This window comes from Arminella tubonensis (assembly GCF_003240585.1).
Classification (GTDB): Bacteria; Pseudomonadota; Alphaproteobacteria; order Rhizobiales; family Rhizobiaceae; genus Rhizobium; species Rhizobium tubonense.
The window spans coordinates 315,182-341,304 of record NZ_PCDP01000059.1 but is presented as its reverse complement, the minus strand read 5'-3'; the positions used below and the strand labels follow the sequence as shown (position 1 = coordinate 341,304).

Annotated in this window: 19 protein-coding genes and 1 tRNA gene; 18 read left to right on the top strand and 2 right to left on the bottom strand. The window is 59.0% G+C overall.

From position 1 onward, the window contains the following. The first annotated feature begins 207 nt into the window (after positions 1–207). A tRNA-Ser gene (locus CPY51_RS26050) sits at positions 208–297 on the top strand. Between the two features lie 25 nt (positions 298–322). Here the strand turns inward: CPY51_RS26050 and CPY51_RS26045 are convergent. Then, the gene (locus CPY51_RS26045) at positions 323–1,102 is read right to left on the bottom strand and encodes a class I SAM-dependent methyltransferase (RefSeq protein WP_111163102.1); all 780 of its coding nucleotides are present in this window, start codon (positions 1,100–1,102) and stop codon (positions 323–325) included. A gap of 288 nt (positions 1,103–1,390) precedes the next feature. Between CPY51_RS26045 and CPY51_RS26040 the strand changes: the two genes are divergently transcribed. The 3 genes from CPY51_RS26040 (at position 1,391) to CPY51_RS26030 (ending at position 4,320) form a co-directional block, all read left to right on the top strand. Next, positions 1,391–1,579 carry a hypothetical protein gene (locus tag CPY51_RS26040; protein WP_111163101.1) on the top strand — a complete coding sequence of 63 codons (189 nt, stop codon included), beginning with the start codon at positions 1,391–1,393 and terminating at the stop codon, positions 1,577–1,579. Between the two features lie 199 nt (positions 1,580–1,778). Beyond that, positions 1,779–2,762, top strand: coding sequence for a UDP-glucose 4-epimerase GalE (gene galE / locus CPY51_RS26035; protein WP_111163100.1), 984 nt, complete (start codon positions 1,779–1,781; stop codon positions 2,760–2,762). Then, positions 2,740–4,320, top strand: coding sequence for an alkaline phosphatase family protein (locus CPY51_RS26030; protein WP_111163099.1), 1,581 nt, complete (start codon positions 2,740–2,742; stop codon positions 4,318–4,320). The genes galE and CPY51_RS26030 overlap by 23 nt, the downstream gene beginning before the upstream one ends. Here CPY51_RS26030 and CPY51_RS26025 read toward each other — a convergent pair. After that, a complete protein-coding gene (locus CPY51_RS26025) occupies positions 4,299–4,808 on the bottom strand; it encodes a DUF1993 domain-containing protein (protein WP_111163098.1) in 510 nt (169 codons plus the stop codon). The genes CPY51_RS26030 and CPY51_RS26025 overlap by 22 nt on opposite strands. A gap of 343 nt (positions 4,809–5,151) precedes the next feature. Here CPY51_RS26025 and CPY51_RS26020 point away from each other — a divergent pair, with 343 nt between their 5' ends. From CPY51_RS26020 to CPY51_RS25955, 14 genes are all read left to right on the top strand, one after another. Continuing rightward, positions 5,152–6,081 carry a sugar ABC transporter substrate-binding protein gene (locus CPY51_RS26020; protein ID WP_111163097.1) on the top strand — a complete coding sequence of 310 codons (930 nt, stop codon included), beginning with the start codon at positions 5,152–5,154 and terminating at the stop codon, positions 6,079–6,081. A gap of 75 nt (positions 6,082–6,156) precedes the next feature. Then, positions 6,157–7,698, top strand: a complete 1,542-nt coding sequence (locus CPY51_RS26015; protein ID WP_111163096.1) for a sugar ABC transporter ATP-binding protein — start codon at positions 6,157–6,159, stop codon at positions 7,696–7,698. A gap of 38 nt (positions 7,699–7,736) precedes the next feature. Beyond that, a complete protein-coding gene (locus CPY51_RS26010; protein ID WP_111163095.1) occupies positions 7,737–8,762 on the top strand; it encodes an ABC transporter permease in 1,026 nt (341 codons plus the stop codon). 173 nt (positions 8,763–8,935) lie between these two features. Beyond that, positions 8,936–9,994: a dipeptidase gene (locus CPY51_RS26005; protein WP_111163094.1), complete on the top strand. Its 1,059-nt coding sequence runs from the start codon at positions 8,936–8,938 to the stop codon at positions 9,992–9,994. A 46-nt stretch (positions 9,995–10,040) separates the two neighbouring features. Further along, positions 10,041–11,687, top strand: coding sequence for an ABC transporter substrate-binding protein (locus CPY51_RS26000; protein ID WP_111163093.1), 1,647 nt, complete (start codon positions 10,041–10,043; stop codon positions 11,685–11,687). Positions 11,688–11,705: 18 nt separating this feature from the next. Beyond that, entirely contained in the window at positions 11,706–12,773 is a 1,068-nt protein-coding gene (locus CPY51_RS25995) for an ABC transporter permease (protein ID WP_195909624.1), read from the top strand. Next, positions 12,770–13,705, top strand: coding sequence for an ABC transporter permease (locus tag CPY51_RS25990; protein ID WP_111163092.1), 936 nt, complete (start codon positions 12,770–12,772; stop codon positions 13,703–13,705). Before CPY51_RS25995 ends, CPY51_RS25990 begins: the two co-directional genes overlap by 4 nt. Then, on the top strand, positions 13,702–14,535 hold the full coding sequence (locus CPY51_RS25985) for an ABC transporter ATP-binding protein (protein WP_111163091.1): 834 nt from the start codon (positions 13,702–13,704) through the stop codon (positions 14,533–14,535). The genes CPY51_RS25990 and CPY51_RS25985 overlap by 4 nt, the downstream gene beginning before the upstream one ends. Beyond that, positions 14,532–15,281, top strand: a complete 750-nt coding sequence (locus CPY51_RS25980; RefSeq protein ID WP_111163090.1) for an ABC transporter ATP-binding protein — start codon at positions 14,532–14,534, stop codon at positions 15,279–15,281. The genes CPY51_RS25985 and CPY51_RS25980 overlap by 4 nt, the downstream gene beginning before the upstream one ends. A gap of 150 nt (positions 15,282–15,431) precedes the next feature. Then, positions 15,432–15,620, top strand: coding sequence for a hypothetical protein (locus tag CPY51_RS25975; RefSeq protein ID WP_111163089.1), 189 nt, complete (start codon positions 15,432–15,434; stop codon positions 15,618–15,620). Between the two features lie 152 nt (positions 15,621–15,772). Beyond that, a complete protein-coding gene (locus tag CPY51_RS25970) occupies positions 15,773–15,955 on the top strand; it encodes a hypothetical protein (protein ID WP_111163088.1) in 183 nt (60 codons plus the stop codon). 184 nt (positions 15,956–16,139) lie between these two features. Further along, a complete protein-coding gene (locus tag CPY51_RS25965) occupies positions 16,140–16,304 on the top strand; it encodes a DUF1328 domain-containing protein (RefSeq protein WP_111163087.1) in 165 nt (54 codons plus the stop codon). A gap of 165 nt (positions 16,305–16,469) precedes the next feature. Beyond that, positions 16,470–17,165: a helix-turn-helix domain-containing protein gene (locus tag CPY51_RS25960; RefSeq protein ID WP_244598784.1), complete on the top strand. Its 696-nt coding sequence runs from the start codon at positions 16,470–16,472 to the stop codon at positions 17,163–17,165. Between the two features lie 427 nt (positions 17,166–17,592). Continuing rightward, positions 17,593–26,097 carry a glycoside hydrolase family 94 protein gene (locus tag CPY51_RS25955; protein WP_111163086.1) on the top strand — a complete coding sequence of 2,835 codons (8,505 nt, stop codon included), beginning with the start codon at positions 17,593–17,595 and terminating at the stop codon, positions 26,095–26,097. Positions 26,098–26,123 lie beyond the last annotated feature (26 nt).

Sequence of the window (26,123 nt, the reverse complement as noted above, 5' to 3'; positions counted from 1 at the left end):
CCTAGAAGTCTGACCACCGGTGAAGCTTAGCGCAAGCGCTCAGCTGCCAGACGCGAAGATTCTCCACGCCTATTGCGAAGGCGGGATACAAGAGCGCCCAAAATCTGTCAAGACAAAAGGATGAAAAGCTTGAATATTCGCCCTTGCCAGCCCAGCTTTCTATCGCTAAGAGAACGGCCGCGCCCTTACGGCGTCAACCGGTTCCGCGGAGAGGTGGCAGAGTGGTTGAATGTACCGCACTCGAAATGCGGCGTGCCTGGAAGGGCACCGTGGGTTCAAATCCCACCCTCTCCGCCATTTAATCCCTCATTTCAATCGGCCGTTAGCGATAGACGCGCTCGGAAAATGCGCTGAGGCCCAAGCGATTGACGATCTCGTGCAGGATGCGGCGGGGGAGTGGATCGTGCAGGCGGACGACTTTTGCGCCGAGAAACTCGGTCTCCACGTGGTCGAATGCCTGAAGATGAGGTGCGTCGGCGATTGCGGCCAAGTAGTCGGCATGAAATTCGTTCCGGCAGACATAGGTCTTATACTTGGTCATGCAGAATGCGGAGTATTGCTGGCTTTCGCGCAGGAAGTCGGCGACGCCTACTGTGACTTCAGGCCAAGCCGGATTGAACGTGTCGTCGAAGGCGATGACGCCGTGCTTCGCCAGGGAACCTTCCGCCAAATGACTGTCCGCCGTTACATGCGAGAGCATGTGACCGCCATCGATGCTGAAAAACCTGAGTTCGCCCACCTTGTCGACGATATCGTTGGCAGCCAGCTTGGTGCTATCACCGACGATGACGAGGTCCTCGTCCACCGTCAGCCCCAGCCGCGTGCCGTTGTCGATAAATTGCTGATATTGCGTGGGAACTCCGTCCGACTGGTTGCCAAGATCGAAGAGATCGATCGCCAGCACCTTTTCCTCGGGCGCCGCGATCTTTTTTATCAGAAAATATGACCGCCCGAAGAACACGCCGATTTCAGCAATGCCTCCTTTGAGATCGCGCTGCCGCTGACTTTCCAAAATCGAAAGGAAAACAAGTGCGTCGGGAGGGTCGATATAGCCATCAATAGTGCGAAGATCATGAAAGATAAATTTGCGAATGCTTGCCATATTGGAAGTTATCAATCTCTTTTTGTGAATAGATCCGCCCATCTCATAGCTTATAATTTGCTTTGAGACAATTTTGTGAAGTTCCTGAAAAGGATTTCAGTGGAATAGTCGCGATCTTCGCAGAATGTTACTCATTTAACATGGAATTTGCTTGCGGAAATCAAAGTGCGGAACTTCATGCAGGCCGGATGCATTTAGCTATGGAATTGGCCTTTGTACGGGCGCCTATCGAATTTCCAGGGCAGCAGCACCATCTATATGTGCAGCAGTTCATGTCGAGAGCAGCCGATGCGCAACAGATATCTTGATCGCCTCTATGCCAAACGTGCCGAGCTGGAGGCCAAACTCGAGCTCCACGATGCACGTTATTGCTTTGGTGACGAGGAAGTCGACGACGGCACGGATGCGGATCTGAGGCAGCGGATCGGCGAAATCTCTGAGGAAATTGCCGATCTCGAACGTGTGCTAAACGTCTAGGATCCTGTGGAAAATTGAGGCGCCGCAACGGCGCTCGCTTTCGCCTAGACCCTTGTCGCTACGCATCATTGGCTGGTCGACAGGCTTCGCCCATTCGGGCGATCATCCTATTTTGCGAGTGTTTCACCTTTTTCTCGGCTCACAACTCGTCTAAGTCTGGAACCGAAAAACATGACGGTTGATCGAGAAGGAATGATCTATGGCAGGCGAAACGGTTCTTGTGGTAGGCGGCGCTGGTTATATCGGTTCACACACGTGTCTCGATCTCGCCAACAAGGGCTTCAAGCCGGTTGTCTTTGACAACTTCTCCAATGGCCACCGTGAATTCGTCAAATGGGGTCCGGCCGAGGAAGGTGACATCCGTGACCGCGCCCGTCTCGACGAGGTGCTGGCCAAGTACAAGCCGGCGGCGATCCTTCATTTCGCGGCGCTGATAGAAGTTGGAGAATCGGTCAAGGATCCGGTAGCGTTCTACGACAATAATGTGATTGGCACGCTGACGCTGCTGTCTGCGGCACAGGCAGCCGGGATCAACGCCTTTGTCTTTTCCTCGACCTGCGCAACCTACGGGTTGCCGCAAACGCTGCCGCTGGACGAGACCCATCGCCAGGTGCCGATCAATCCATACGGGCGCACGAAATATATCGTCGAACAGGCGCTTGGCGACTATGACCAGTACAAGGACTTCCGGTCGGTGATCCTGCGCTATTTCAATGCGGCCGGCGCCGATTTCGACGGCCGGATTGGCGAATGGCACACTCCGGAAACGCATGCGATCCCGCTTGCGATCGAGGCGGTGCTCGGTCGAAGGCAGGGGTTCAAGGTTTTCGGAACCGACTACGACACGCGCGACGGCACCTGCGTGCGCGACTATATTCATGTGCTTGACCTTGCCGATGCGCATGTGCGGGCGGTAGAGTACCTGCTCAACGGCGGCACGTCGGTCGCACTCAATCTCGGCACCGGTACCGGCACGACTGTCAAGGAACTGCTTTCGGCGATCGAAGATGTCACCGAGCGGCCGTTCCCGGTGGAATATGCCGGACGACGAGAGGGCGATTCCACCACACTGGTTGCCAACAATGACAAGGCCAAGGCAGTGCTTGGCTGGGTGCCGCAATACGACCTGTCGCGCATTATCGAATCCGCGTGGAAATGGCATGCGAAATCCAACAATCACTAACGGTGCCGCTGACCGACCCAATGTCCTGCTGATCACCGCCGACCAATGGCGGGGCGACTGCCTGTCTGCAGTCGGCCATCCCTGCCTCAGGACGCCGAATGTCGACGCGCTGGCTCGCGAGGGCGTGCTATTCCGGCGGCATTATGCGGGTGCGGCGCCTTGCTCACCGGCGCGGGCGACGCTCTACACCGGGCTCTATCAGATGAACCATCGCGTTTGTCGCAACGGGTCGCCGCTGGACGCACGCTTCGACAATCTGGCGCTTGCCGCTCGGCGCGCGGGCTACGACCCGACACTGTTCGGATATACCGATACGTCGCCGGATCCGCGTACAATGGATGCGGGCGATCCGCACCTGACGACCTATGAGGGGCTGCTTCCGGGTTTCAGCGCCCGCCAGGCACTGCCAGAACATGAAAAGCAATGGCTGTCCTGGCTACGGTCGCGTGGCCATGTCGAAGCGACCAGTCGGAGTATCCATATTCCTGTCGGCGCAAAGCCCGGCCAGATTTCCAACGCTTCACCATCCTATTCCAAGGACGAGACGCAGACGGCATTTATGGCGGGTGAGTTCATCCGCTGGCTCGGCGAGCAAGATGCGCCGTGGTTCGCGCATGTTTCATTTCTGCGGCCGCACCCACCTTTTTCGGTGCCTGCGCCTTACAATACGATGTTTGCGGCCGATAACGGTCCTGCCTTCGCTCGTGCAGAGACGAGCGAAAGGGAACAGGCGGCGCATCCGTATCTCGAATATGCGATGCCTCGAACGGGCAAGGGCGGCTTCATCTATGGTGCCACCGGGCCGCTTGCCGACTGGTCCGCCAACGATCTGGCAGCAATCCGCGCCATCTATTACGGCATGATCGCCGAGGTGGATGCGCAGCTTGGGCGTATCTGGCAGGCAATCAAGGACAGTGGTGCCTGGGAGAATACGCTGATCGTTTTCACCTCGGATCATGCAGAGATGGCAGGTGATCACTGGACGCTCGGCAAGGGCGGCTTCTTCGACGGCAGCTATCACATCCCACTGGTCATCCGCGATCCCAAAGCTGGTGCTTCCCGCGGAGCGACGGTCGACCACTTCACCAGCGCCGCCGATATCTTTCCGACACTATGCGATCGGCTCGGCATTCAACCCGGCAATCATCTCGACGGTGAGCCCCTTTCGCCGTTTCTTCAGGGCCGCAAGCCAAGGCGCTGGCGCGAGGCGGTGTTCTGGGAGTTCGATTTTCGGGATATCGGGGAACGACAGGCTGAGCGGTATTTCGGTCTTGGGTCGAATGAATGCAATCTGGCTGTGATCAGGGACCAGCACTTCAAATATGTGCATTTCACCGGACTGCCACCGCTGCTCTTCGATATCAAGAGCGACCCTGCAGAGCTGATCAACCTCGCAGACGAGCCGCGCTATACGTCCATTCGGCTTGCCTATGCGGAGAGGCTGCTATCGTTGCGGGCCCGGCATCTCGACCAGACGCTTGCCTATACAGAGCTGACGGAACGCGGGCCGGTGACACTCCGACCCGCGAGTGAATATCAGCTAAAAGAGCCTAGATAGTCCATCTTGCCGACCGGCAGGCCCTGGTTGCGCAGGATCGCGTGCGCCGTTGCGATATGGAAGTAGAAATTTGGTAGCGCAAAGGTGGCGACATATTCGTCCCCGCGCATAACTATCTTGTTGCCGCCGGGAGAGATGGTCACTTCACGACTACCGCTCCCGTCCATGGCTTCCGGAGTAATGGTCGCGAGATAGGCTTCCGTTTTGGCAAGCCGCTCGCGCAACTGGGCGATGGTCGTTTCATTATCCTCGAACCGCGGCGCATCGATCCCGGTCAGACGCGCAACGGCGAGCTTTGCGGTATCGGTGACGCGCTGATACTGGCCGGAAAGAGGCGCCATGTCAGGAGCAAGGCGAGCACTTACCAACGTAGTGGCATCGACGCGTTTTTCATTTGCGAAGGCCTCTGCCTTGTCGAGGTAAGTCTTCATAGTGCCGAGGCCGCGCTGGAACACCGGGACAGTTAAGCGGTACATCGAAAGCGACATTTGACTAGCTCCATTTTAAATTGGCATCGTCCCGACCAATGCGGGTACGAGGGCGTCGCAGATGTAGGAGCGCGCCGACCGTTTTGCACCGGTTGACTGAAAAAACCCGATCTTTGATGGTCAAGCTGGTCGCTGTAGAGGCGCCTTGACCGCAAAACGGGGTTGACGTTGCTAATATAAAATGGAATGAATATTCCGTAAGGCAAATTATACGGTTTGTTTGTTCCGTTTTGGGTTCCGTCATTGGGAGTGACGGCACCTCAGGATGACGACCCTGCGGTCTAGGCCGAGGGCCCCGGCGTGAGGAGGGTGTAGCCGGACACCGTTTGTGGAGGAGAGAAACATGAAGAAGCTTATCCTGGGCGCAGCAATGGCGCTCTTGCTTTCGACCGCGGCGCACGCCGAGACCATCGGCGTATCGATGGCGAAGTTCGACGACAACTTCCTGACCGTTCTGCGCAACGGCATGATCGACTATTCGAAGACGCTCAACGGCGTTTCGCTCCAGGTCGAGGATGCCCAGGACGACGTTGCCAAACAGCAGAGCCAGATCCAGAACTTCATCGCATCTGGTGTTACCGCAATCATCGTCAACCCGGTCGATACTGACGCGACCGCAGCGATGTCGAAACTTGCCGCCGACGCGAAGATTCCGCTGGTCTACGTCAACCGCGAACCCGTGAACGTCGACACACTTCCGGCAAACCAGGCGTTTGTCGCGTCCAACGAGCAGGAATCCGGCACGCTGGAAACCCAGGCAATCTGCAAACTGCTGAACGGCAAGGGCAAGGCTGTCGTCATGATGGGCGAACTGTCGAACCAGGCCGCTCGCCAGCGCACCAAGGACGTCCATGACGTCATCGCCACCGACGCCTGCAAGGGCATCGAGATCGTCCAGGAACAGACCGCAAACTGGGACCGTACGAAAGGGTCGGACCTGATGGCCAACTGGCTTTCGGCCGGTATCGAGTTCGACGCGGTTATTTCCAACAATGACGAAATGGCCATCGGCGCAATTCAGGCATTGAAGGCAGCCGGCAAGGACCTGAGCAAGATCGTCGTCGGCGGCGTCGATGCCACCCAGGATGCTCTTGCCTCGATGCAGGCCGGCGACCTCAAGGTCACCGTGTTCCAGGATGCGGCAGGCCAAGGCAAGGGTGCCGTGGATGCAGCACTCAAGCTTGCCAAGGGCGAAAAACTCGACAAGAAGGTCTATATCCCCTTCCAGCTCGTGACGCCTGCGAACGTCAAGGATTTCGTTAAGAAGAACTGACGATTTCGAAGTCGAGGATGCGGGCGTCAGAGCCCGCATCCCATACCTTTCGATGACGTCCCGGGAGGGAACGAGATGGCTGTCAGCCCGTCTACAATGGCCGCCGTGCGCGCCAGCGGCGCAATTCCTAACGCCAAATATCTTCTCAGTGTCGAGGGCATCCGCAAGGAATTTCCAGGGGTGGTCGCGCTCGACGACGTATCCTTCAGGCTGAAGCGCGGGACCGTGCATGCGCTGATGGGGGAGAATGGCGCAGGTAAATCGACGCTGATGAAGATTCTCGCGGGCATCTATTTCCCTGATCAGGGGGACATCCGCCTGAAGGGCGTTGAAATCCGCTTGAAATCGCCGCTCGATGCTCTCGAAAACGGCATCGCGATGATCCATCAGGAACTTAACCTGATGCCGTTCATGACCGTCGCCGAGAATATCTGGATTCGTCGGGAGCCGCTTACCCGCTTCGGGTTCGTCGATCATCGGGTGATGCGCGACAAGACGGAAGAGCTGTTTCGCCGGCTCAATATATCGATCGATCCGGAGATCGAGGTTCGGCATCTCTCCGTCGCCAATCGGCAGATGGTGGAGATTGCCAAGGCGGTTTCCTATGATTCCGACGTCCTGATCATGGATGAGCCGACCTCGGCGCTGACGGAACGCGAAGTCGCGCATCTGTTCGAGATTATTCGCGCGCTGCGCTCCGAGGGCATCGGCATCGTCTACATCACCCACAAGATGAACGAGCTCTTCGAGATCGCCGACGAGTTTTCGGTGTTCCGCGATGGCAAGTATATCGGAACCCACGCGTCCACGGATGTTACCCGCGATGACATCATCCGCATGATGGTCGGCCGCGAAATCACCCAGATGTTTCCGAAGGAGGAGGTGCCGATCGGCGACGTCATCCTGTCGGTCAAGGACCTCTGTCTGAAGGGCGTGTTCTCGGACGTCTCGTTCGACGTCAGGGCTGGCGAAATTCTCGGCGTTGCCGGCCTCGTCGGCTCGGGCCGCTCCAATGTCGCCGAGGCGCTTTTCGGGGTTACGCCTGCAAGCTCCGGCTCGGTTGAACTCTATGGCAAGAAAGTCGATGTCAACTCACCGACCGTGGCCATTCAAAACCATATGGCCTTCCTGACCGAAGACCGCAAGGAAACCGGGTGCCTGTTGATCCTGAACGTGTTTGAAAACATGCAGGTCGCCGTGCTGCAGGACAAGTTTGTCAAGGCCGGCTTCGTGCAGGAGAAGGCGATTGAAGCCGTGTGCGAGGACATGGCGCACAGATTGCGCGTCAAGACGCCTAACCTCGACGAGCGGGTCGAGAACCTGTCGGGTGGCAACCAGCAGAAGGTACTGATCGGGCGCTGGATGTTGACCCACCCGAGGATATTGATCCTCGACGAGCCAACCCGCGGCATCGACGTCGGGGCCAAGGCGGAAATCCATCGCCTGGTGGTGGAGATGGCGCGCACCGGTGTCGCCGTGATCATGATCTCGTCAGAAATGCCTGAGGTGCTTGGGATGAGCGATCGTATCATGGTGATGCACGAGGGGCGGGTCACAGGCTTCCTCGACCGCGCCGAGGCAACGCAGATCAAAGTGATGGAACTGGCAGCGCAGTGATGATCCGCGCCGGCAGTCACGAAAGGGAGGATTGAGAGATGGCAACGAAAGCCGTGGAAGTGACCGCGCCGATGGCGATCCGGACAAAGCGTCGCCGTATTCCACCGGAACTCAGTATTTTCCTGGTCCTGATCGGCATCGCGCTGGTCTACGAAGCGCTCGGCTGGATATTCATCGGGCAGAGCTTCCTGATGAACACGCAACGCTTGACGATCATGATCCTGCAGGTGTCCGTCATCGGCATCATCGCCGTCGGTGTGACGCAGGTGATCATCACTGGTGGTATCGATCTGTCGTCCGGTTCCGTGGTCGGCATGACGGCAATGATTGCGGCAAGCTTCGCCCAGTCATCGACCTGGCCGCGATCGCTCTATCCGGCGCTGACGGATCTGCCTTTCGTCATTCCGATCGGCGTCGGGCTCCTGATCGGGCTTGCGGCCGGGTTCATCAACGGCGAGCTTATCGCGCGCACCAAGATACCGCCCTTCATTGCAACGCTCGGCATGATGGTGTCGGCCCGCGGCGTCGCCAAGTGGTATACAAAAGGCCAGCCCGTTTCCGGCCTGACTGACCAGTTCACCTTTATCGGCATGGGGATCTGGCCGGTCGTCGTCTTCCTGGTTGTCGCCTTCATTTTTCACGTTGCGCTGCGCTACACCCGCTATGGCAAGTTCACCTATGCCATCGGAGCGAACGTCCAGGCGGCGCGCGTGTCCGGCATCAATGTGGAGTCACACCTGATCAAGGTCTACGCGATCGCCGGGTTGCTTGCCGGCCTCGCGGGGGTGGTCACCGCCGCCCGTGCTCAAACGGCACAGGCCGGCATGGGCGTGATGTACGAGCTGGACGCGATCGCTGCGACCGTGATCGGCGGCACGTCTCTGACAGGCGGCGTCGGACGCATTACCGGAACCGTCATCGGGACGATCATTCTCGGCGTGATGACCTCGGGCTTCACCTTCTTGCGCGTCGACGCCTACTACCAGGAGATCGTCAAGGGTGTGATCATCGTCGCGGCGGTCGTGATCGACGTCTATCGGCAGAAGAAACGTGCCAAGCACTGATCCGAGCCAGCGTATGATCCAGTCATCTGAAGCGGGGCTTGCCCCGCTTTTTTCGTCTGCCCCAAGCAATTTCATTCGTATGCAAATTTTTTTATTTTAGGGATGGCGAATCCGCGCAGCCTTTTTATGCTGTGGCTTCCGATTTGCTCGGTCGAGCCTGCCCAGGATGAAAAATGCAATTCGTTTTCGATGGTCATAACGATGTTCTCCTCCGTCTTTGGAGCCATGCGCGAGATGGCATTGATCCAGTAGCCGAATTTCGGGACGGCATATCCACCGGCCATATCGATGCGCCACGCGCCAAGGCGGGCGGGCTCGCCGGTGGGCTTTGCGCCATCTACATTCCCTCGGGCGATCTCGTATTCGCCGAGCCGGATCGCACCGGCCACTATGTGACGCCACTTGCCGCGCCGCTCGAGCGCGCGCCATCGCTTGACGTTGCCAATGAAATGGCAGCCATCGCGCTGCGCCTCGACCGCGCCGGCGTATGGAAGCTTTGCCGAACGACCGCCGATATTCGCGACTGCATGGAGAAGGGCGTCTTCGCCGCGGTCATGCACATGGAGGGCTGCGAAGCGCTCGATGCCGACCTCGCGGCGCTTGAAACTTTTCATGCAGTAGGTCTTCGCTCGCTCGGCCCCGTCTGGAGCCGCAACAACATCTTCGGCCATGGCGTTCCCTTCGCCTACCCGATGTCGCCGGACACCGGCCCTGGCTTGACCGACGCGGGCTTCGCGCTGATCAAGCGCTGTAATGAGCTCGGCATCCTGGTCGACCTAGCGCATATTACTGAAAAGGGGTTCTGGGACGTGGCCAGGATCACGAACCAGCCTTTGGTCGCCAGTCATTCCAACGCCCATGCGCTGACACCCGTCGCCCGCAACCTGACGGACAAGCAACTCGATGCGATCCGCGAAAGCCGCGGTCTCGTCGGGCTGAACTATGCTACGGCCATGTTGCGCGACGACGGACGTTCCGATGCAGATACGCCGATCTCCGACATGCTGCGCCACATCGACTATCTCGTGAAGCGGATAGGGATCGATTGCGTGGCGCTGGGATCCGACTTCGACGGGGCAACCATTCCGGAAGAAATCGGCGATGCTGCGGGCAACCAGAGGCTGATTGCTGCCCTGCGGAACGTTGGCTATGGTGAGGCCGAATTGGCAAAATTTTGCCGCGAAAATTGGCTTCGAGTTCTCGCATCCGCCTGGGGGGAGATAGGCGCTTAAATCCGGCTTTCGAAGTAAAAAATTCAAAAAACAGGGGAATGAAATCATGATGATGAGTAAAATCAACCGCAATGTCCGCCTTCTCGCAGCCGGCGCCGCTCTCACGCTTCTGATGGCCTCAGCGCCTAGCGCATCTTTTGCCGCGACGCCGAAGGATACGTTGGTTGAAGGCTTTGCGATCGACGACATCATCACGATGGATCCCGGCGAAGCCTACGAGCTTTCGACAGCCGAGATCACCGGCAATACCTACAGCCTGCTGATCCGCCTCGATGTTGCCGACACCACAAAGGTCAAAGGTGATCTGGCTGAGAGCTGGACGGTATCCGACGATCACCTGACCTACACCTTCAAGCTTAAATCCGGCCTCAAGTTTGCGTCGGGCAACCCGATCACGGCAGAGGATGTTGCGTGGTCGTTCGAGCGCGCCGTCAAGCTCGACAAGAGTCCGGCTTTTATCCTTACGCAGTTTGGCCTCACGGGCGACAACGTCACTGAAAAAGCCAAGGCGACCGATCCGAGCACGTTCACCTTCACTGTCGACAAGCCCTATGCGCCGTCATTCGTGCTGAACTGCCTGACGTCGACAGTTGCCAATGTCGTCGACAAGAAGCTGGTGCTGGATCACGTCAAGGCGGTGACGCCATCGGCTGACTACAAATACGACAATGATTTCGGCAATGAGTGGCTGAAGACCGGCTATGCTGGCTCCGGCGCCTACAAGCTGCGCGAATGGCGTGCCAACGAAGCCGTCGTGCTGGAGCGCAACGACAACTACTACGGCGAAAAGCCGAAGCTCGCGCGCATCATCTATCGCTACATGAAGGAAAGCTCTGCCCAGCGCCTGGCGCTCGAGAACGGTGATATCGACATCGCCCGCAACCTCGAGCCCGGCGACCTGGACGCGGTCCTCAAGAACCCGGAGCTCGCGTCGACCAGCGCGCCGAAGGGAACGGTCTATTACATCAGCTTGAATACGAAGAACGCCAATCTGGCCAAGCCTGAAGTTCAGGAAGCCTTCAAATACCTGGTCGACTACGACGCCATCGGCAAGACGCTGATCAAGGGCATCGGCGAAATCCGCCAGACCTTCGAGCCGAAGGGCGTGCTCGGCGCGCTTGAAGAAAATCCATTCACGCTCGACGTCGCCAAGGCCAAGGAACTGCTGGCCAAGGCCGGCCTCAAGGATGGCTTCTCGGTCACCATGGACACGCGCAACATCGAGCCCGTGACCGGCATCGCGCAGTCGATCCAGCAGACACTCGGCCAGGCGGGGATCAAGCTTGAGATCATTCCGGGAGACGGCAAGCAGACGCTGACCAAGTATCGCGCCCGCAATCACGATATCTATATCGGCAACTGGGGCATGGATTATTGGGATCCGAACTCCAACGCGGAAACCTTCACCACCAACCCCGACAATTCCGACGAGGGCAAGACCAAGACGCTTGCCTGGCGCAACACGTTCCTGACACCTGATCTGGACAAGGAGACGCGTGCGGCTCTCTTCGAGGCGGATGCGGACAAGCGCGCTGCCATGTATCAGGACGTCCAGAAGAAATTCCTGCATAACAGCCCATTCGTGCTGATCTTCCAGCAGATCGAAGTGGCCGGTTATCGCAAGGATCTCAAGGATTTCAAACTCGGACCGAGCTTCGACACCAACTTCGTCTCGCCGATTTCGAAAGAATAATTGGGACGGATCGGTTCCTTGAGCACCGTCGAACGAAAAATGGAGATGCGGCCCGCCAAGGGCCGCGCACTCCCCATTGCGACCGCAATCCTGCGATTTCTGGTCGTGGCTGTCACGACCTATCTGGGGCTTCTTGCCGTTACCTTCTTCATCGGCCGCGTTGTGCCGATCGATCCGGTGCTGGCCATTCTCGGCGACCGGGCGCCGGCGCACGTGGTCGAGCGGGTGCGGCGCGAGCTTGGCCTCGACCTGCCGCTCTACCAGCAATTCTATATCTATTTGAGAAGTGCCCTCTCGGGTGATTTCGGCACGTCGGTACTGACCACCAACCCTGTCATGACCGATATTCGCCGCGCCTTTCCGGCGACGATGGAACTCGCGACATTCGGCACCGTCATCGGTTCCGTCATCGGCGTTCCGCTTGGCGTGCTGGCTGCAGTCAAGCGCGGAAGCATAATCGACCAAGTCGTCCGGGTGGTGGGCCTCATCGGCTATTCCGTGCCGATCTTCTGGCTGGCGCTTATTTCGCTGGTCATCTTCTATGCTCGCCTGAAGTGGGTTGCTTTCCCCGGTCGCCTCGACATTGCCTTTGAATACACCTTCGAGCCAATTACCGGGTTCTATCTGCTCGACAGCGCATGGCAGGGTCAGTGGGACGTGTTCTACGACGCCTTCCGGCACATCATCCTGCCCGCCTGCCTGCTCGGTTATTTCTCGCTTGCCTATATCAGCCGGATGACGCGCAGCTTCATGCTGAACGAGCTCGGCCAGGAATATGTCGTCGCCGCGCGCGCCAAGGGGCTTTCGGAAACGCGGGTGATCTGGGGACACGCGCTGCGCAACGCCGCGGTGCCTTTGGTCACGGTGATCGCGCTGTCCTATGCCGGCCTGCTCGAGGGGTCGGTGCTGACGGAGACGGTCTTCTCCTGGCCCGGCATCGGGTTCTACATCACCAACTCGCTACAGAATGCCGATATGAACGCTGTGCTCGGCGGCACGATCGTCATCGGGACGGTCTTTATCGCCATCAATCTTCTGTCAGACCTGCTTTACCGGACACTCGACCCAAGGACGCGACGCAAATGACGGGTCAAACGACATCGGCGCCGCCCTTCAGCCGGCGTGCATGGCTGCTCTCCGACCGCCCGGAATCGAGGACGCAGGCTCGTCTCGGCCGCGCCTACGTGACATGGCGGCAGTTTTCGGCAAACCGGCTGGCGCTTGTCGGGTTGTTCATCATTCTCGCCTTGCTTTTCATCGCGGCCTTCGCCGACGTGATTGCGACAAAGTCGCCGACAATAGGCGATCTTGGCAATGCGCGACTGTTGCCTCCGGGCACCCAGGGCTTCCTGCTTGGCAGCGACGACCAGGGCCGGGATATCTTTTCGCGCGTCATCCACGGCTCCCGCCTGACGCTGCTCGTCGTTGTGCTGGTGGCGATCATCTCGGCGCCCATCGGGCTTATCGTCGGCACGGTCTCGGGCTATGTCGGCGGCTGGCTCGATGCCATTTTGATGCGCATCACCGATATCTTCCTCGCTTTTCCGAAGCTCGTGCTGGCGCTCGCCTTCGTCGCGGCGCTAGGCCCGGGGATCCAGAACGCCATTATCGCGATTGCCATCACCTCCTGGCCGCCATATGCCCGTATTGCCCGGGCTGAAACGATGACGGTGCGTCGCTCGGATTATATTTCGGCGGTTCGGTTGATGGGTGCTTCGCCGATCCGCATCATCTTTCGGCATGTCATGCCGCTCTGCATCTCCTCGCTGATCGTTCGCGTGACGCTCGACATGGCCGGCATCATACTAACTGCTGCCGGTCTGGGCTTCCTTGGTCTTGGCGCTCAACCGCCCCTACCGGAATGGGGAGCGATGATTGCCTCCGGCCGCCGTTTCATCCTCGACCAATGGTGGGTTGCCGCCATGCCCGGCATCGCCATCCTGGTCGTCAGCCTCGGTTTCAACCTGCTCGGCGACGGATTGCGCGATGCGCTCGATCCACAGGAGAGCGGTCAATGACAACGATGCTGACCGTCGACAACCTCAGGGTCAGTTATCCGACGCGCACCGGTGTCATCGAGGCCGTTCGTGGGGTGTCTTTCACCCTCGGCCGCGAACGTCTCGGCATTGTCGGCGAAAGTGGATCCGGCAAATCGCAGACCGGCCGGGCAATCATGGGCCTGACCCAATCGCATGGCGTCGTCACCGCCGACACGCTGAACTTCAACGGGCTGGACCTGCTCGCCATTTCGCCCAAACAGCGGCGCTCGTTGCGCGGCAAGCGCATCGCCATGGTGCTGCAGGACCCGAAATATTCGCTTGATCCGGTCATGACCATTGGCCGACAGGTGGCTGAAACCCTGCGGACACATGAGAGGGTCGGCAAGGCGGAGACACGGGAACGCGTGCTCGCCATGCTCGAGGCAGTGCAGATCCGCGACCCGAAACGGGTGTTCGACCTGCATCCGCACGAGGTCTCCGGTGGCATGGGGCAGCGCGTGATGATCGCGATGATGCTGATCGCCGGACCTGAGCTGCTGATTGCCGACGAGCCGACATCTGCACTCGACGTCACGGTCCAGCTTGATGTCCTCAGGATCATGGACAAGCTGGTCTCGGAACGCGGCATGGGGCTGATCTTCGTCTCGCACGACCTGCGGCTCGTGTCGTCCTTCTGCGACCGGGTGATCGTCATGTATGCCGGCAAGGTCGTCGAGGAGCTGCCGGCATCGGAACTTCGAAACGCGCAGCATCCCTATACCCGTGGCCTGCTCAATTGCATGCCGTCGATCGGCGAGGATCGTCATCCATTGCCGGTGCTCGACCGCAAGCCGGAGTGGGCCTTATGAACGCAGCACTCAATATCGACGATCTCAGCGTCATCTACGATAGATATTACGCACTGGACGCGGTGAGCATCGATGTCGACAAGGGAGAGTCCTTCGGGCTTGTCGGCGAGTCTGGATCTGGAAAGTCGACGTTGTTGCGCGCGGTTGCCGGATTGGCACCGATCAGCGGCGGCAGCATCCGTGTCGAAGGAAAGGTGCTCGAGGGCTCGAAGCGTAGCAAGGCCTTCTATCGTGAAGTCCAGATGGTATTCCAGGATCCCTATGGCTCCCTGCATCCGCGCCAGACTATCGATCGGCTGCTGCTGGAACCGCTGTCAATCCACGGCATCGCAGACGGCGAAAAGCGTATCAGCCGCGCACTCGACGAGGTCGGGCTTGGGTCCGGATTCCGCTTTCGTTACCCGCACCAGCTTTCCGGTGGGCAGCGCCAGCGCGTGGCAATCGCGCGTGCATTGATCGTGGAACCTTCCGTCCTGCTTCTCGACGAGCCGACATCTGCGCTAGACGCTTCGGTACAGGCAGAAGTCCTCAATCTGCTCGAGCAGGTGCGACGCGATCGCAATTTGACTTTCGTCATGGTCAGTCACGATCTCGGCGTGGTCACCCACATGTGCGAGCGGCTTGCCGTCATGCAAAACGGGGCGGTCGTCGAGCGGCTGACCTCGAAGAATCTTGCCGCCGGAAATGTCACGGAAGAGTACACGCGCAACCTGATGATCGCCAGCAAGGGCTTTGTTCGCGCGTAAGCCGTTGTTTTCTTAAGGGTATGCCTCGCCCAATAGTTAAGAAATCGTTTAAAGACGACCAATCAACTAGATTATTGACAGCCGCCGCATTTCTGTCATGATCTTGTTAACGGCGGTTAGCTTTCGTGATCGCCCAGCCGGAGGCAAAGCATGTTTTTCATGGGTGGCATGACCATGGGATATCTTCATCCGCCGAAGCAGGCGAAGGAAGAAGACACGTTGGGAGCGACTTTGCCCGAAGAAAAGAGCCGGCGCCAAATTGGCCTCATCGAGGCTGTAGATCAGCGCGAAGGCGCCGTAGAGCGCACTTTGATTTGGGCGCGTCGCATTCTCTGCTGATTTTCTCTGCAGACAATTCCCAGAGGTTAATTTTTCTCGACAGCGCCTCTGGACGAAATTTTATGTCTACCTACTTGATAGAGAATGTATGAAAGTCGCGCTGGGCTAGTCCCCGTGCGTATCAACAATAACAAGTCAATCGGAGGCAGCACATGGCAAATTTGGGTATATCCAATACTCACGTGAACCATTTCGACGGTTCCGTGAACAGCAAGCGGCTTCTCGCCGCACAGAGCGCTTCCAGACGCCGCAAGCTCCAGACGGGCCTGAACGTCGCTCTTATCGCCGCCGCATTTCTGTTTGTGGTCGCTCTTGTCTGTGGCCTTCCTGGCTGAGTCATCTTGATCGGTGAGGCCAGCAGCGCTGACTGCGGGTAAATCTACAATTTGGTCTTTCTGCGCCCTGGTGGCGTGCGATTTTGCAAACTCTTTGCCATTGAAATCGCCAATCTTTTTTAACAATCGGAACAATAAGGCAGTATTTTCGTTTCCTTGTTAGAAATGAAACAAGGAGATCGCAATGCTTTACTATGCACTCGTCTTCCTGGTTGTCGCTATCATTGCCGGCGTACTCGGCTTTGGCGGCATTGCAGGCGCTTCTGCCTCGATCGCTCAGGTTCTTTTCTTCGTGTTCCTAGTGCTGTTCGTGGTTTCGCTGCTCATGCGCGTCATGCGACGTGTTTGATGAGATACCGATCGTTGGAGAAGTCCGCCGGCACGGAGCCGGCGGACTTTCTTTTTGCCCATCGACGAAAATCTTTCCTGTCGAGAAAAATTTTGATCGCCCGATAGAATGCCCGTGATGAACAAAGTAAGCTGTGACGTTGGAAAAATGCATGGGACCAAATGAATGACCAAGACGGCGGCCGCGCGGACCAGTGACGGACAGACGGCGGCATCGATCAGCAGCGCAGCAAAGGCTATCCTCAATCAGGATCCACATGCCTTGCGCGATCCCAAAGAGAACAATCTCGAGATCGCGATCGGTCACGAGGTGCGTGCTTTCCGCAAGAAACTCGGCATCACCGGCGCCGATCTTGCATCTGCGACAGGCATTTCGCTTGGCATGCTTTCCAAGATAGAGAATGGCAACACTTCGCCGTCGTTGACGACACTCCAGTCGTTGGCGCGGGCGCTGGGGGTTCCGGTGACAGCCTTTTTCCGGCGGTTCGAGGAAGTCCGGAACGCCGTTTTCGTCAAGGCCGGTGAGGGATTGGAGATCGAACGGCGCGGCACTCGCGCCGGCCATCAGTACAATCTCCTGGGCCATATCGGAAACAGTTCGAGCGGCCTGCAGGTCGAACCCTATCTAATCACCCTGACGGCCGATTCCGACGTGTTTCCAACTTTTCAGCACGACGGCCTCGAACTCATCTATATGCTTGAAGGCGAAGTGAAATATCGGCATGCCGACAAGCTCTACACGATGTTGCCGGGGGACAGCTTGTTTTTCGACGCCGACGCGCCGCATGGGCCGGAAGTGCTGGTGAACCTGCCTATCCGCTTCCTCTCGATTATTTCCTATCCGGACAGAACCGGCGTTTGAGACTGGATCGCCTTTTGCTATATCTTTAGGCGAAACAATTCAGTTTAAGTTCATGTTCGTGCGGATATCAGGTCGACGTGCCGCCTTTCGCTGCTTTCTTCAACCGAGCAGCACAATGGAGAATGCATCATGAATTTGATCGAACGACTTTGATTTACCGTCGGCGCGCTCACGTCAGTTCTATCGAGCGCGTCCAAGTTTCGCGGTAGCCGAGCCGATACTGGTTTCAACACCACTATGTCGACGAAGCCACCTCGAAAATCTCAGCCTGAAGCGGTTTGTGTTGCGATCGGCGCCTCCAATTCACCAGCTTCCTGCCTGCCTCAGAGCAGACAAGTTGCAAGTCATGTGAACGGTTGTGTTCTGCTGCGCAAACAGGTTAAGGCGAAAATGTCCGTAACTCTGTTTGGATCCAGAACCCGCACCCATGACGCCTCATAATCACTCCACTGTCCCGCCCCGCGATTCTGAAACCAAGCAGATCGATCATAACGATTCGATCCGCGCTACATATTTTACCAACGACCAATTGCGCGAATGTGGCGAAGCCTTTGCTCGGGATGGCAGCCAGAAGCTGACTGCGTTCTCGCCGTTTGAATTTTTCGGACGTCATCGCGACAACGAGAAGGAAATTCTGCGCGTCTATCGCTCGGCCGCCGCCGACGTCGAAGCCGGCGAGTCCATCACGCCCGCTGCCGAATGGCTTCTCGACAACCACTACATTGTCGAGGAAGCAATTCAGGAGGTTCGGCGCGATTTCCCCAAGCGCTTCTATCGCCAGCTACCGACCATGCACATGGAGGGCATGGTCATGCCGCGCACTCTGGCGCTGGCCTGGCTTTATGTCGCCCATACGCACAGCACCGTATCCTACAAGGGCCTGATGGCGCTGGTTGCGGGTTTCCAGGAAAAGGAAACGCTGAAGATCGGCGAGCTATGGGCATTGCCCTCGCTCGTGCGATACGTCCTTGTCGATAATCTTCGCCGGATATCCAGCCGCGTCGAGCGTAGCCGCCAGATGCGTCGCAAGGCGAATGCGGCCGCCGACGAGCTGATCCGCCTGAACGATCCGGACAAATGCGCCGAATATCTGAAGACGCTGGAGTTGCTGGCCGCGGACAACACGTTCGCGACGCAGTTCCTCTACCGCCTGCGTGACGGATCCCAGACATCGAGCGTTGCCATCACATGGATGGAGCAATCGCTCGAACAGGCGGGCATGGACGCCGAGAGCGCGATGATGGCCGAACACAGCCGTCTTTCGTCCGGCAACGTGACGATGGGCAACATCATCCGCAGCCTTCGGGAGATCGATGACACCGAATGGTCGGTCTGGGTCGAAGAGGTCAGCAAGGTCGACAAGCTTCTCGGCGAGAAGACGGACTACGTCGAACTCGATCCGGGTTCGCGCAACAGCTATCGCAAGCAGATCGAAAAGCTTGCCCGCCGCTCAGACAGGACCGAAATGGAGATCGCGCAGGCCGCGATCGACATGACGGAGGCGGCCAAGGCATCGGGCGAACCGCAGCCCCATGAGCCGAATGTCGGCAGCTATCTCGTCGGCCCGCTGCGGCCGAGACTGGAAAAGGCGATTAATTATCGCCCCTCGCTGGTTTTGCAGGTTGTGCGCGAAATTCGCAAGCTCAACTGGTTTGCCATTGCCGCGCCGGTCATCCTGCTCACCGTCATCGCCATGGCGGTCGTTGGCAGTTTTATGGTCGATGCCGGCATGGGTGCGCTCGAGACGATCGTGCTTCTGCTGATGTTCTCCTTGCCGGCGTCGGAGGGTGCCACAGGTCTGTTCAATACGCTTATCACCTTCTTCGTGACGCCGGCGCGGCTTGTCGGCTACGAGTTCAAGGAAGGCATCCCCGAGGATGCACGAACGCTGCTCGTCGTCCCATGCCTAATCTCCAATCGCGACAGCGTCGATGAGCTAGTGCGCAATCTGGAGGTCCACTACCTCGCCAATCCGCGCGGCGAAATCTATTTTGCTCTGCTGAGCGATTGGCCCGATAACAAGGTCGAGGAAACCGAAGCCGATCTCGAGGTGCTCGACTATGCACGCCGTGAGATCGCCAATCTTTCGACGCGCTATGCCTATGACGGCAAGACGCGGTTTTACCTGCTTCATCGCCGCCGGCTCTACAATCCATCGGAAGATGTGTGGATGGGTTGGGAGCGCAAGCGTGGCAAGCTGCATGAGCTGAACATGCTTTTGCGCGGCGACCGCGATACCACGTTCATTGCAGGCGCCAACGTGGTGCCGAAGGACGTGCAATATGTCATGACGCTCGACAGCGACACGCGCCTGATGCGCGATACCGTCACGAAGCTGGTCGGCAAGCTCTATCACCCGATCAACAGGCCGGTGGTCGATCCGCAGACAAAGCGTGTCGTCAGCGGCTATGGCGTGCTGCAGCCGCGTGTCACGCCGTCGCTGACCACGGGCAAGGATGCCTCGGTCTTCCAGCGCGTGTTCTCGATCAACCGCGGCCTCGACCCTTACGTGTTTACGGTCTCCGATGTTTACCAGGATCTTGCCGGCGAAGGCACGTTTACGGGCAAGGGGCTCTATCATATCGACGCATTCGAGAATGCGCTCAAGGGCAGGATCGAGGAGAACTCCGTTCTAAGCCACGACCTTCTCGAAGGATCGATGGCCCGCTGCGCGCTCGTCACCGATCTTGAATTGGTCGAGGATTTCCCGATCCGCTACGAGGTCGAAGTATCGCGCCAGCATCGCTGGGCGCGTGGCGACTGGCAGCTGTTGCCTTATATCTTCAATCCCTCGCGCGGGGTTACAGGCCTTGGCCGCTGGAAGATGTTCGACAACCTGCGACGCTCGCTGACGCCGATCGCGTGGTTCTTCGCGTCGGTTCTGGGCTGGTATTTCATGAGCCCGTTTGCTGCGCTCATCTGGCAGATCGTATTGATCTTCTGCCTGTTCGTCGCCCCGACGCTCGGCCTGATCAATGGCCTCGTGCCGCGCACCAGCGACATCGTCGCCCGCGCTCACCTGTATACGGTATGGACCGATATCCGCGAGGCGAACGCGCAGGTCGCACTTCGTATCGTCTTTATCGCAGATACCGCCTGCATGATGGCGGATGCCATCGGTCGCTCGCTCTATCGCACGCTTGTCAGCCGCAAGCTGATGCTGCAGTGGCGGACCGCGGCCAGTGCTCAGGCTGTCGCGCAGACCACGATCCTCGGGCATTATCGCGTCATGTGGCACGCGCCGGTGCTGGCTCTTCTCTCGCTGGGCCTGGCCGCACTTTCCGGCAACAGCGCGTTCCTGGTCGGCATTCCCTTCGCCATCCTCTGGGTGTTGTCGCCGGCCGTCGCCTGGTACGTCAGCCAGTCGGCCGAAACTGAAGACCGGCTCGATGTCCCCGAACATGTCTCAGCCGAGCTTCGGAAAATCGCGCGGCGGACATGGCGCTATTTCGAAGCGTTCGTCGTCGAACAGCAGAACTACCTGCCGCCTGACAATGTGCAGCAGACGCCGCACCCGGTCGTCGCACCGCGCACCTCGCCGACGAATATCGGTGTTTACCTTCTGTCCGTCGTCTCCGCCCGCCATTTCGGTTGGCTTTCTTTCGAGGAGACGATCGAGCGGCTTGAGCAGACGATCGCGACCGTCGACAAGATGGAGAAGTTCCGCGGCCACCTGTTGAACTGGTATCATACTGATACGCTGAAGACGCTTGGGCCGCGCTACGTTTCCGCGGTCGATAGCGGCAATCTCGCGGGCCATCTGATCGCCGTGTCTTCCGCCTGCCGCATCTGGGCTGAAGCTCCATCCGCGCACATGCAGGGCAATCTCGATGGTGTCGGCGACGTGTCGGGTGTTCTCGAGGAAATCCTCGCCGACCTTCCCGACGATCGCAAGACCGTGCGGCCGCTGCGCCGGCGTCTTGAGGAGCGCATCGTCGGTTTTCAGAATGCTCTTGCCTCAGTCAAGCGTGAGCATGAGTTCGCCTCGATCCGCGTCATCAACCTCTCGGTCCTCGCTCGTGACATCCAGAAGCTGGCTGCCAACCTCGATCATGAGGTCAAGTCTCCGCAGAGCGGCGAAGTCACGCGCTGGGCAGAGTCGCTGGTCAAGGTCTGCGAAGGCCATATCGCCGATAGCGTCTTCGACCTTTCCAATGTCGATGCGTTGCGTCAGCGATTGACCGTCCTGCGCGACCGGTCGCGCGATATCGCATTCTCGATGGATTTCGCCTTCCTGTTCCGTCCCGAGCGGCGTCTGCTGTCGATCGGCTATCGCGTCGAAAGCGGCGAGCTCGATGCGGCCTGCTACGATCTTCTCGCATCGGAAGCGCGCCTCACCAGTCTGTTTGCCATCGCCAAGGGCGACCTGCCGACTGAACACTGGTATCGCCTCGGCCGCCAGGTCGTGCCGGTCGGTTCGCGCGGCGCGCTGGTTTCCTGGTCCGGCTCCATGTTCGAATATCTGATGCCGCCGCTCGTCATGCAGGAGCGCCAGGGTGGTATTCTCAACCAGACCAACAATCTGATCGTCATCGAGCAGATGAACTACGCCCGCCGTCTGGGTGTTCCGTGGGGCATCTCGGAAGCCGCGTTCAACGCCCGCGACCATCAGATGAACTACCAGTACACCAACTTCGGCGTGCCTTCATTGGGGTTGAAGCGTGGCCTCGGCCAGAACGCCGTCATCGCGCCCTACGCTTCGCTGCTTGCCAGCATGTACGACCCTGAAGCTGCGCTCGAAAACCTCAATCGCTTGCGCAAGGTCGGTGCTCTCGGCATTTATGGTTTCCATGATGCCGTCGACTTCACGCCTACCCGCGTGCCTGAGGGCAAGAAATACGCCGTCGTCTACAATTACTATGCCCACCATCACGGCATGTCGATCGCGGCCGTCGCCAACGTGGCTTTCAATGGCCGCCTGCGCGAGCTGTTCCACTCCGATCCGGTGATCGAAGCGGCCGAGTTGCTGCTGCAGGAAAAGGCACCGCGCGACATCCCCGTCATGGCGGCAAAGCACGAAACGGACGCGCCCGCCAACATCCAGGAAGACTTGCTGCGTGCGGAAGTGCGCAAGATTGCCGATCCGGCGATCCAGGATCGCGAGTTGGTGTTCCTGTCGAACGGCCATTATTCGGTGATGCTAACGGCAACCGGCGCTGGCTATTCGCGCTGGAACGGGCTGTCCGTCTCACGCTGGAAAGCCGATCCGACCGAAGATCGCTGGGGTACCTTCATCTTCCTGCGCGATACCGCATCCGGCCAGTGGTGGTCGGCGACTGCCGAACCTCGCAGCATCGAAGGCGAAAAGACCAAGGTCACCTTCAGTGACGAGAAGGCGGAATACGTCAAGACCGTCGGCGCTCTCACAAGCGAAGTGGAATGCATCGTCGCCACCGAGAACGACGCCGAAGGTCGACGCGTGACGCTCCTTAACATGGGTACCGAGGACCGCTACATCGAGGTGACCTCCTATCTGGAGCCGGTGATTGCCAGCGACGACGTCGATGCCGCCCATCCGGTTTTCGCCCGCATGTTCGTGCATACGGAAATCGGCCGTCGCGGCGACGTCATCCGCGTGGCGCGCAACAAGCGCGATCCCAACGAGCCTGATATGGCGATCGCCCATCTGATCGTCGACAACGCCGGTACCGAGCGTCCGACCGAATTCGAGACCGACCGCCGTAAGTTCATCGGTCGCGGTCGCAGTCTTGCGGAAGCGGCCGCCTTCGATCCGGGTGCGACGCTTTCCGGCACCGACGGCTTTACGCTCGATGCCTGCCTGTCGCTGCGGCGCGTCGTGCGCGTCCCGGCCGGCAAGAAGGTCAGTGTCATCTTCTGGACGATCGCAGCGCCGAGCCGTGACGAAGTCGACAAGGCTGTCGATCGCTACCGGCATCCGGACGCTTTTGCCCATGAACTGGTGCACGCCTGGACGCGCACACAGGTGCAGATGCGCCATGTCGGCGTGACCTCGCAGCAGGCAGCCGTCTTCCAGCAAATGGCCCGTTATCTGGTTTATCCCGATATGCACATGCGGGCAGACTCGGCCACCGTCATATCGGGTTCGCAGTCGCAATCGGCGCTCTGGCCGTTGGCGATCTCGGGCGATTTCCCGATCCTGACGCTGCGCATCAACGACGATATCGATCTCGAGATCGCCAAGGAAGCGCTGAGCGCACAGGAATATCTTCGCTCGCGCGGTATCACGGCCGATCTGGTGATCCTCAACGAGCGCGCCGCGTCCTATGCGCAGGACATGCAGCATTCGCTCGAAGCGATGTGCGAGAACATGCGGCGTCTCGGCCAGTCCGACGGGCTTCGCCAGCATATCTTTGCCGTGCGCAAGGATCTTATGGAGCCCTCGACGTACCAGGCGCTGCTTGCCGCATCGCGCGTCGTCTTCCATGCCCGCAACGGCAAGATCGTAGACCAGATCACCCGTGCGCCGGCACTTTTCGCATCGGCGCATAGTGGCGAGCAGGTGGAGGCGACCCGTCGCGTCGTTCCGCTGCAGCCATTGGAGCCTGCATTCTCGGCCGCTGTCGTCGAAGACGCCGGCGATCTCGACTTCTGGAACGGCTACGGCGGCTTTGCTTCCGATGGCCGCGAATATGTCGTGCGCCTGTCGGGTGGGCAGTCGACGCCGCACCCGTGGATCAACGTCATTTCCAATGAACGCTTCGGGTTCCACGTTTCCGCTGAAGGCGCCGCCTTCACCTGGAGCCGCAACTCGCGCGACTACCAGTTGACATCGTGGTCCAATGACATGGTCATCAACCGGCCGGGCGAAGCGATCTATGTCGCTGATCTCGACAGCGGCGCCGTGATGACACCCTATGCAGCGCTTTCGCGGCGTTCGGCAGTTCGGTTCGAGGCCCGCCACGGCCTCGGCTATTCGGTATTTTCGAGCGTGCAGGACGATATTTCGCTCGAAGTCACGCAGACTGTGGATCGCGAGCGTCCGGTCAAGATGACGCGCGTGCGCATCCGTAACAATGGAACCGGAAAGCGCCGCCTGAGGCTCTACAATTATGCCGAATGGCTGCTTGGCGGCAATCCGCAGAAGACGGTGCCCTTCATCCTCTCATCGCACGATGAGGCAACTGGATCGCTGTTTGCCACCAATCCGTACAGCATCGACTATTCGGGTAGGATCGCCTTCATGGGCGCAAGCGAGACGCCGACGAGCTTCTCGGCAAACCGCCGTGAATTCATCGGTCGTTTCGGCACGATCCAGGCGCCGCAGGCCGTGGTTTCGGGGTCGGCGCTTTCCGGCTCGCTCGATTTGGTTGGCGACCCCTGCGCGGCACTCGCCTTCGATCTGACGATCGAGGCAGGTGCTGAGCGGGATATCTGCTTCTACATGGGCGATACGGATACGACTGAGGAAGCGAGCGCGCTGGTCTCAGACGTCCGCAAGTCCGGTTTCGATGATCTGCTCGGAGCCAACCGCTCCTTCTGGGAGGGGTTTACGGGCCGGCTGCAGATATCGACGCCTGACAAGGCGATGAACAACATGATCAACGCCTGGCTTCCCTATCAGAGCCTCGGATGCCGTATCATGGCACGTACCGCCTTCTATCAGGCAAGCGGTGCGTTTGGTTTCCGCGATCAGTTGCAGGACACCTTGGCCTTCCTGATGCATGCGCCCGAGCTTGCGCGAAAGCAGATACTCAATGCGGCATCCCGTCAGTTCCACGAGGGCGATGTGCAGCATTGGTGGCTGCCGGGCAATGGCGCCGGCGTTCGTACGCACATCTCCGACGATGTGGTCTGGCTTGCCTATGCCATCGATCAATATTGCAGCGTAACGGGCGACAAGGCACTGCTCGACGAGCAGCTCGCCTTCGTCGAGGGCGTGGCGCTGATGCCTGGTCAGCACGACGCCTTCTATCAGCCCACGGTCTCTGCGGACAAGGTGACGCTCTATGAGCATGCTGCCTTGGCTCTCGATCTTGCGATCAAGCGCGAGGGAGGCAACGGCCTGCCGCTGATCCTCGGCGGTGACTGGAATGACGGCATGAACCGCGTGGGCATTCAGGGGCGTGGCGAGAGCACATGGCTCGGCTGGTTCCTGGTCAGCACGCTGACAGCCTTCATTCCCTATGCCCAGGCGCGGGGCGATCAGGACCGCGTCGATCGGTGGACAAAGCATATTCCGAAGCTCAAGAAGGCCCTGGAAACGGCCGGCTGGGACGGCGGCTATTACCGTCGAGGGTATTTCGACGACGGCAGCCCGCTGGGCTCGAATGAGAACTTCGAATGCCAGATCGATTCCATCGCGCAGTCCTGGAGTGTCATCTCGGGCGAGGGCGACGCGGCTCATTCCGAGAAGGCGATGAATGCGGTTCTCGAACGGCTGGTCGACGACGATGCCGGCATTATCCGCCTGTTCACGCCGCCCTTTGCCAAGTCGGCCAAGGACCCTGGCTACATCAAGGCCTATCCTCCCGGCGTGCGGGAAAATGGTGGTCAGTATACTCATGCGGCCACCTGGGTCGTCCTGGCGCTTGCCGAAATGGGACGAGGCGACGATGCATGGCGCTGCTTCGATTTGCTCAATCCCATCAACCACGCGCTCGATCGCGCGTCGAGCGATGTCTACCGGGTTGAGCCATATGTGATCGCCGCCGACATCTACGGCGAGGGTCAACTGGCCGGCCGGGGAGGGTGGACCTGGTATACCGGTTCGGCGGGCTGGCTTTACCGCGTCGCTATCGAAGGTATCCTCGGAATCCGCGTCAAGGATGGTCACCTTTACGTGAAGCCGGCGCTCCCTTCGAAGTGGGACGGCTTTGCGGCAGATCTTGATCTCCCGAGCGGAAAATACCGCATTTCGGTCTCAAAACCGTCCGATGCCGTGGGTTACGCTGTCACGATCAACGGCAAGGCGGTCGCCCATCCAGAAGAAGGGTATCCGATCGGACAGTAGCAACTTTCCTTTGCACTGTATTCGCT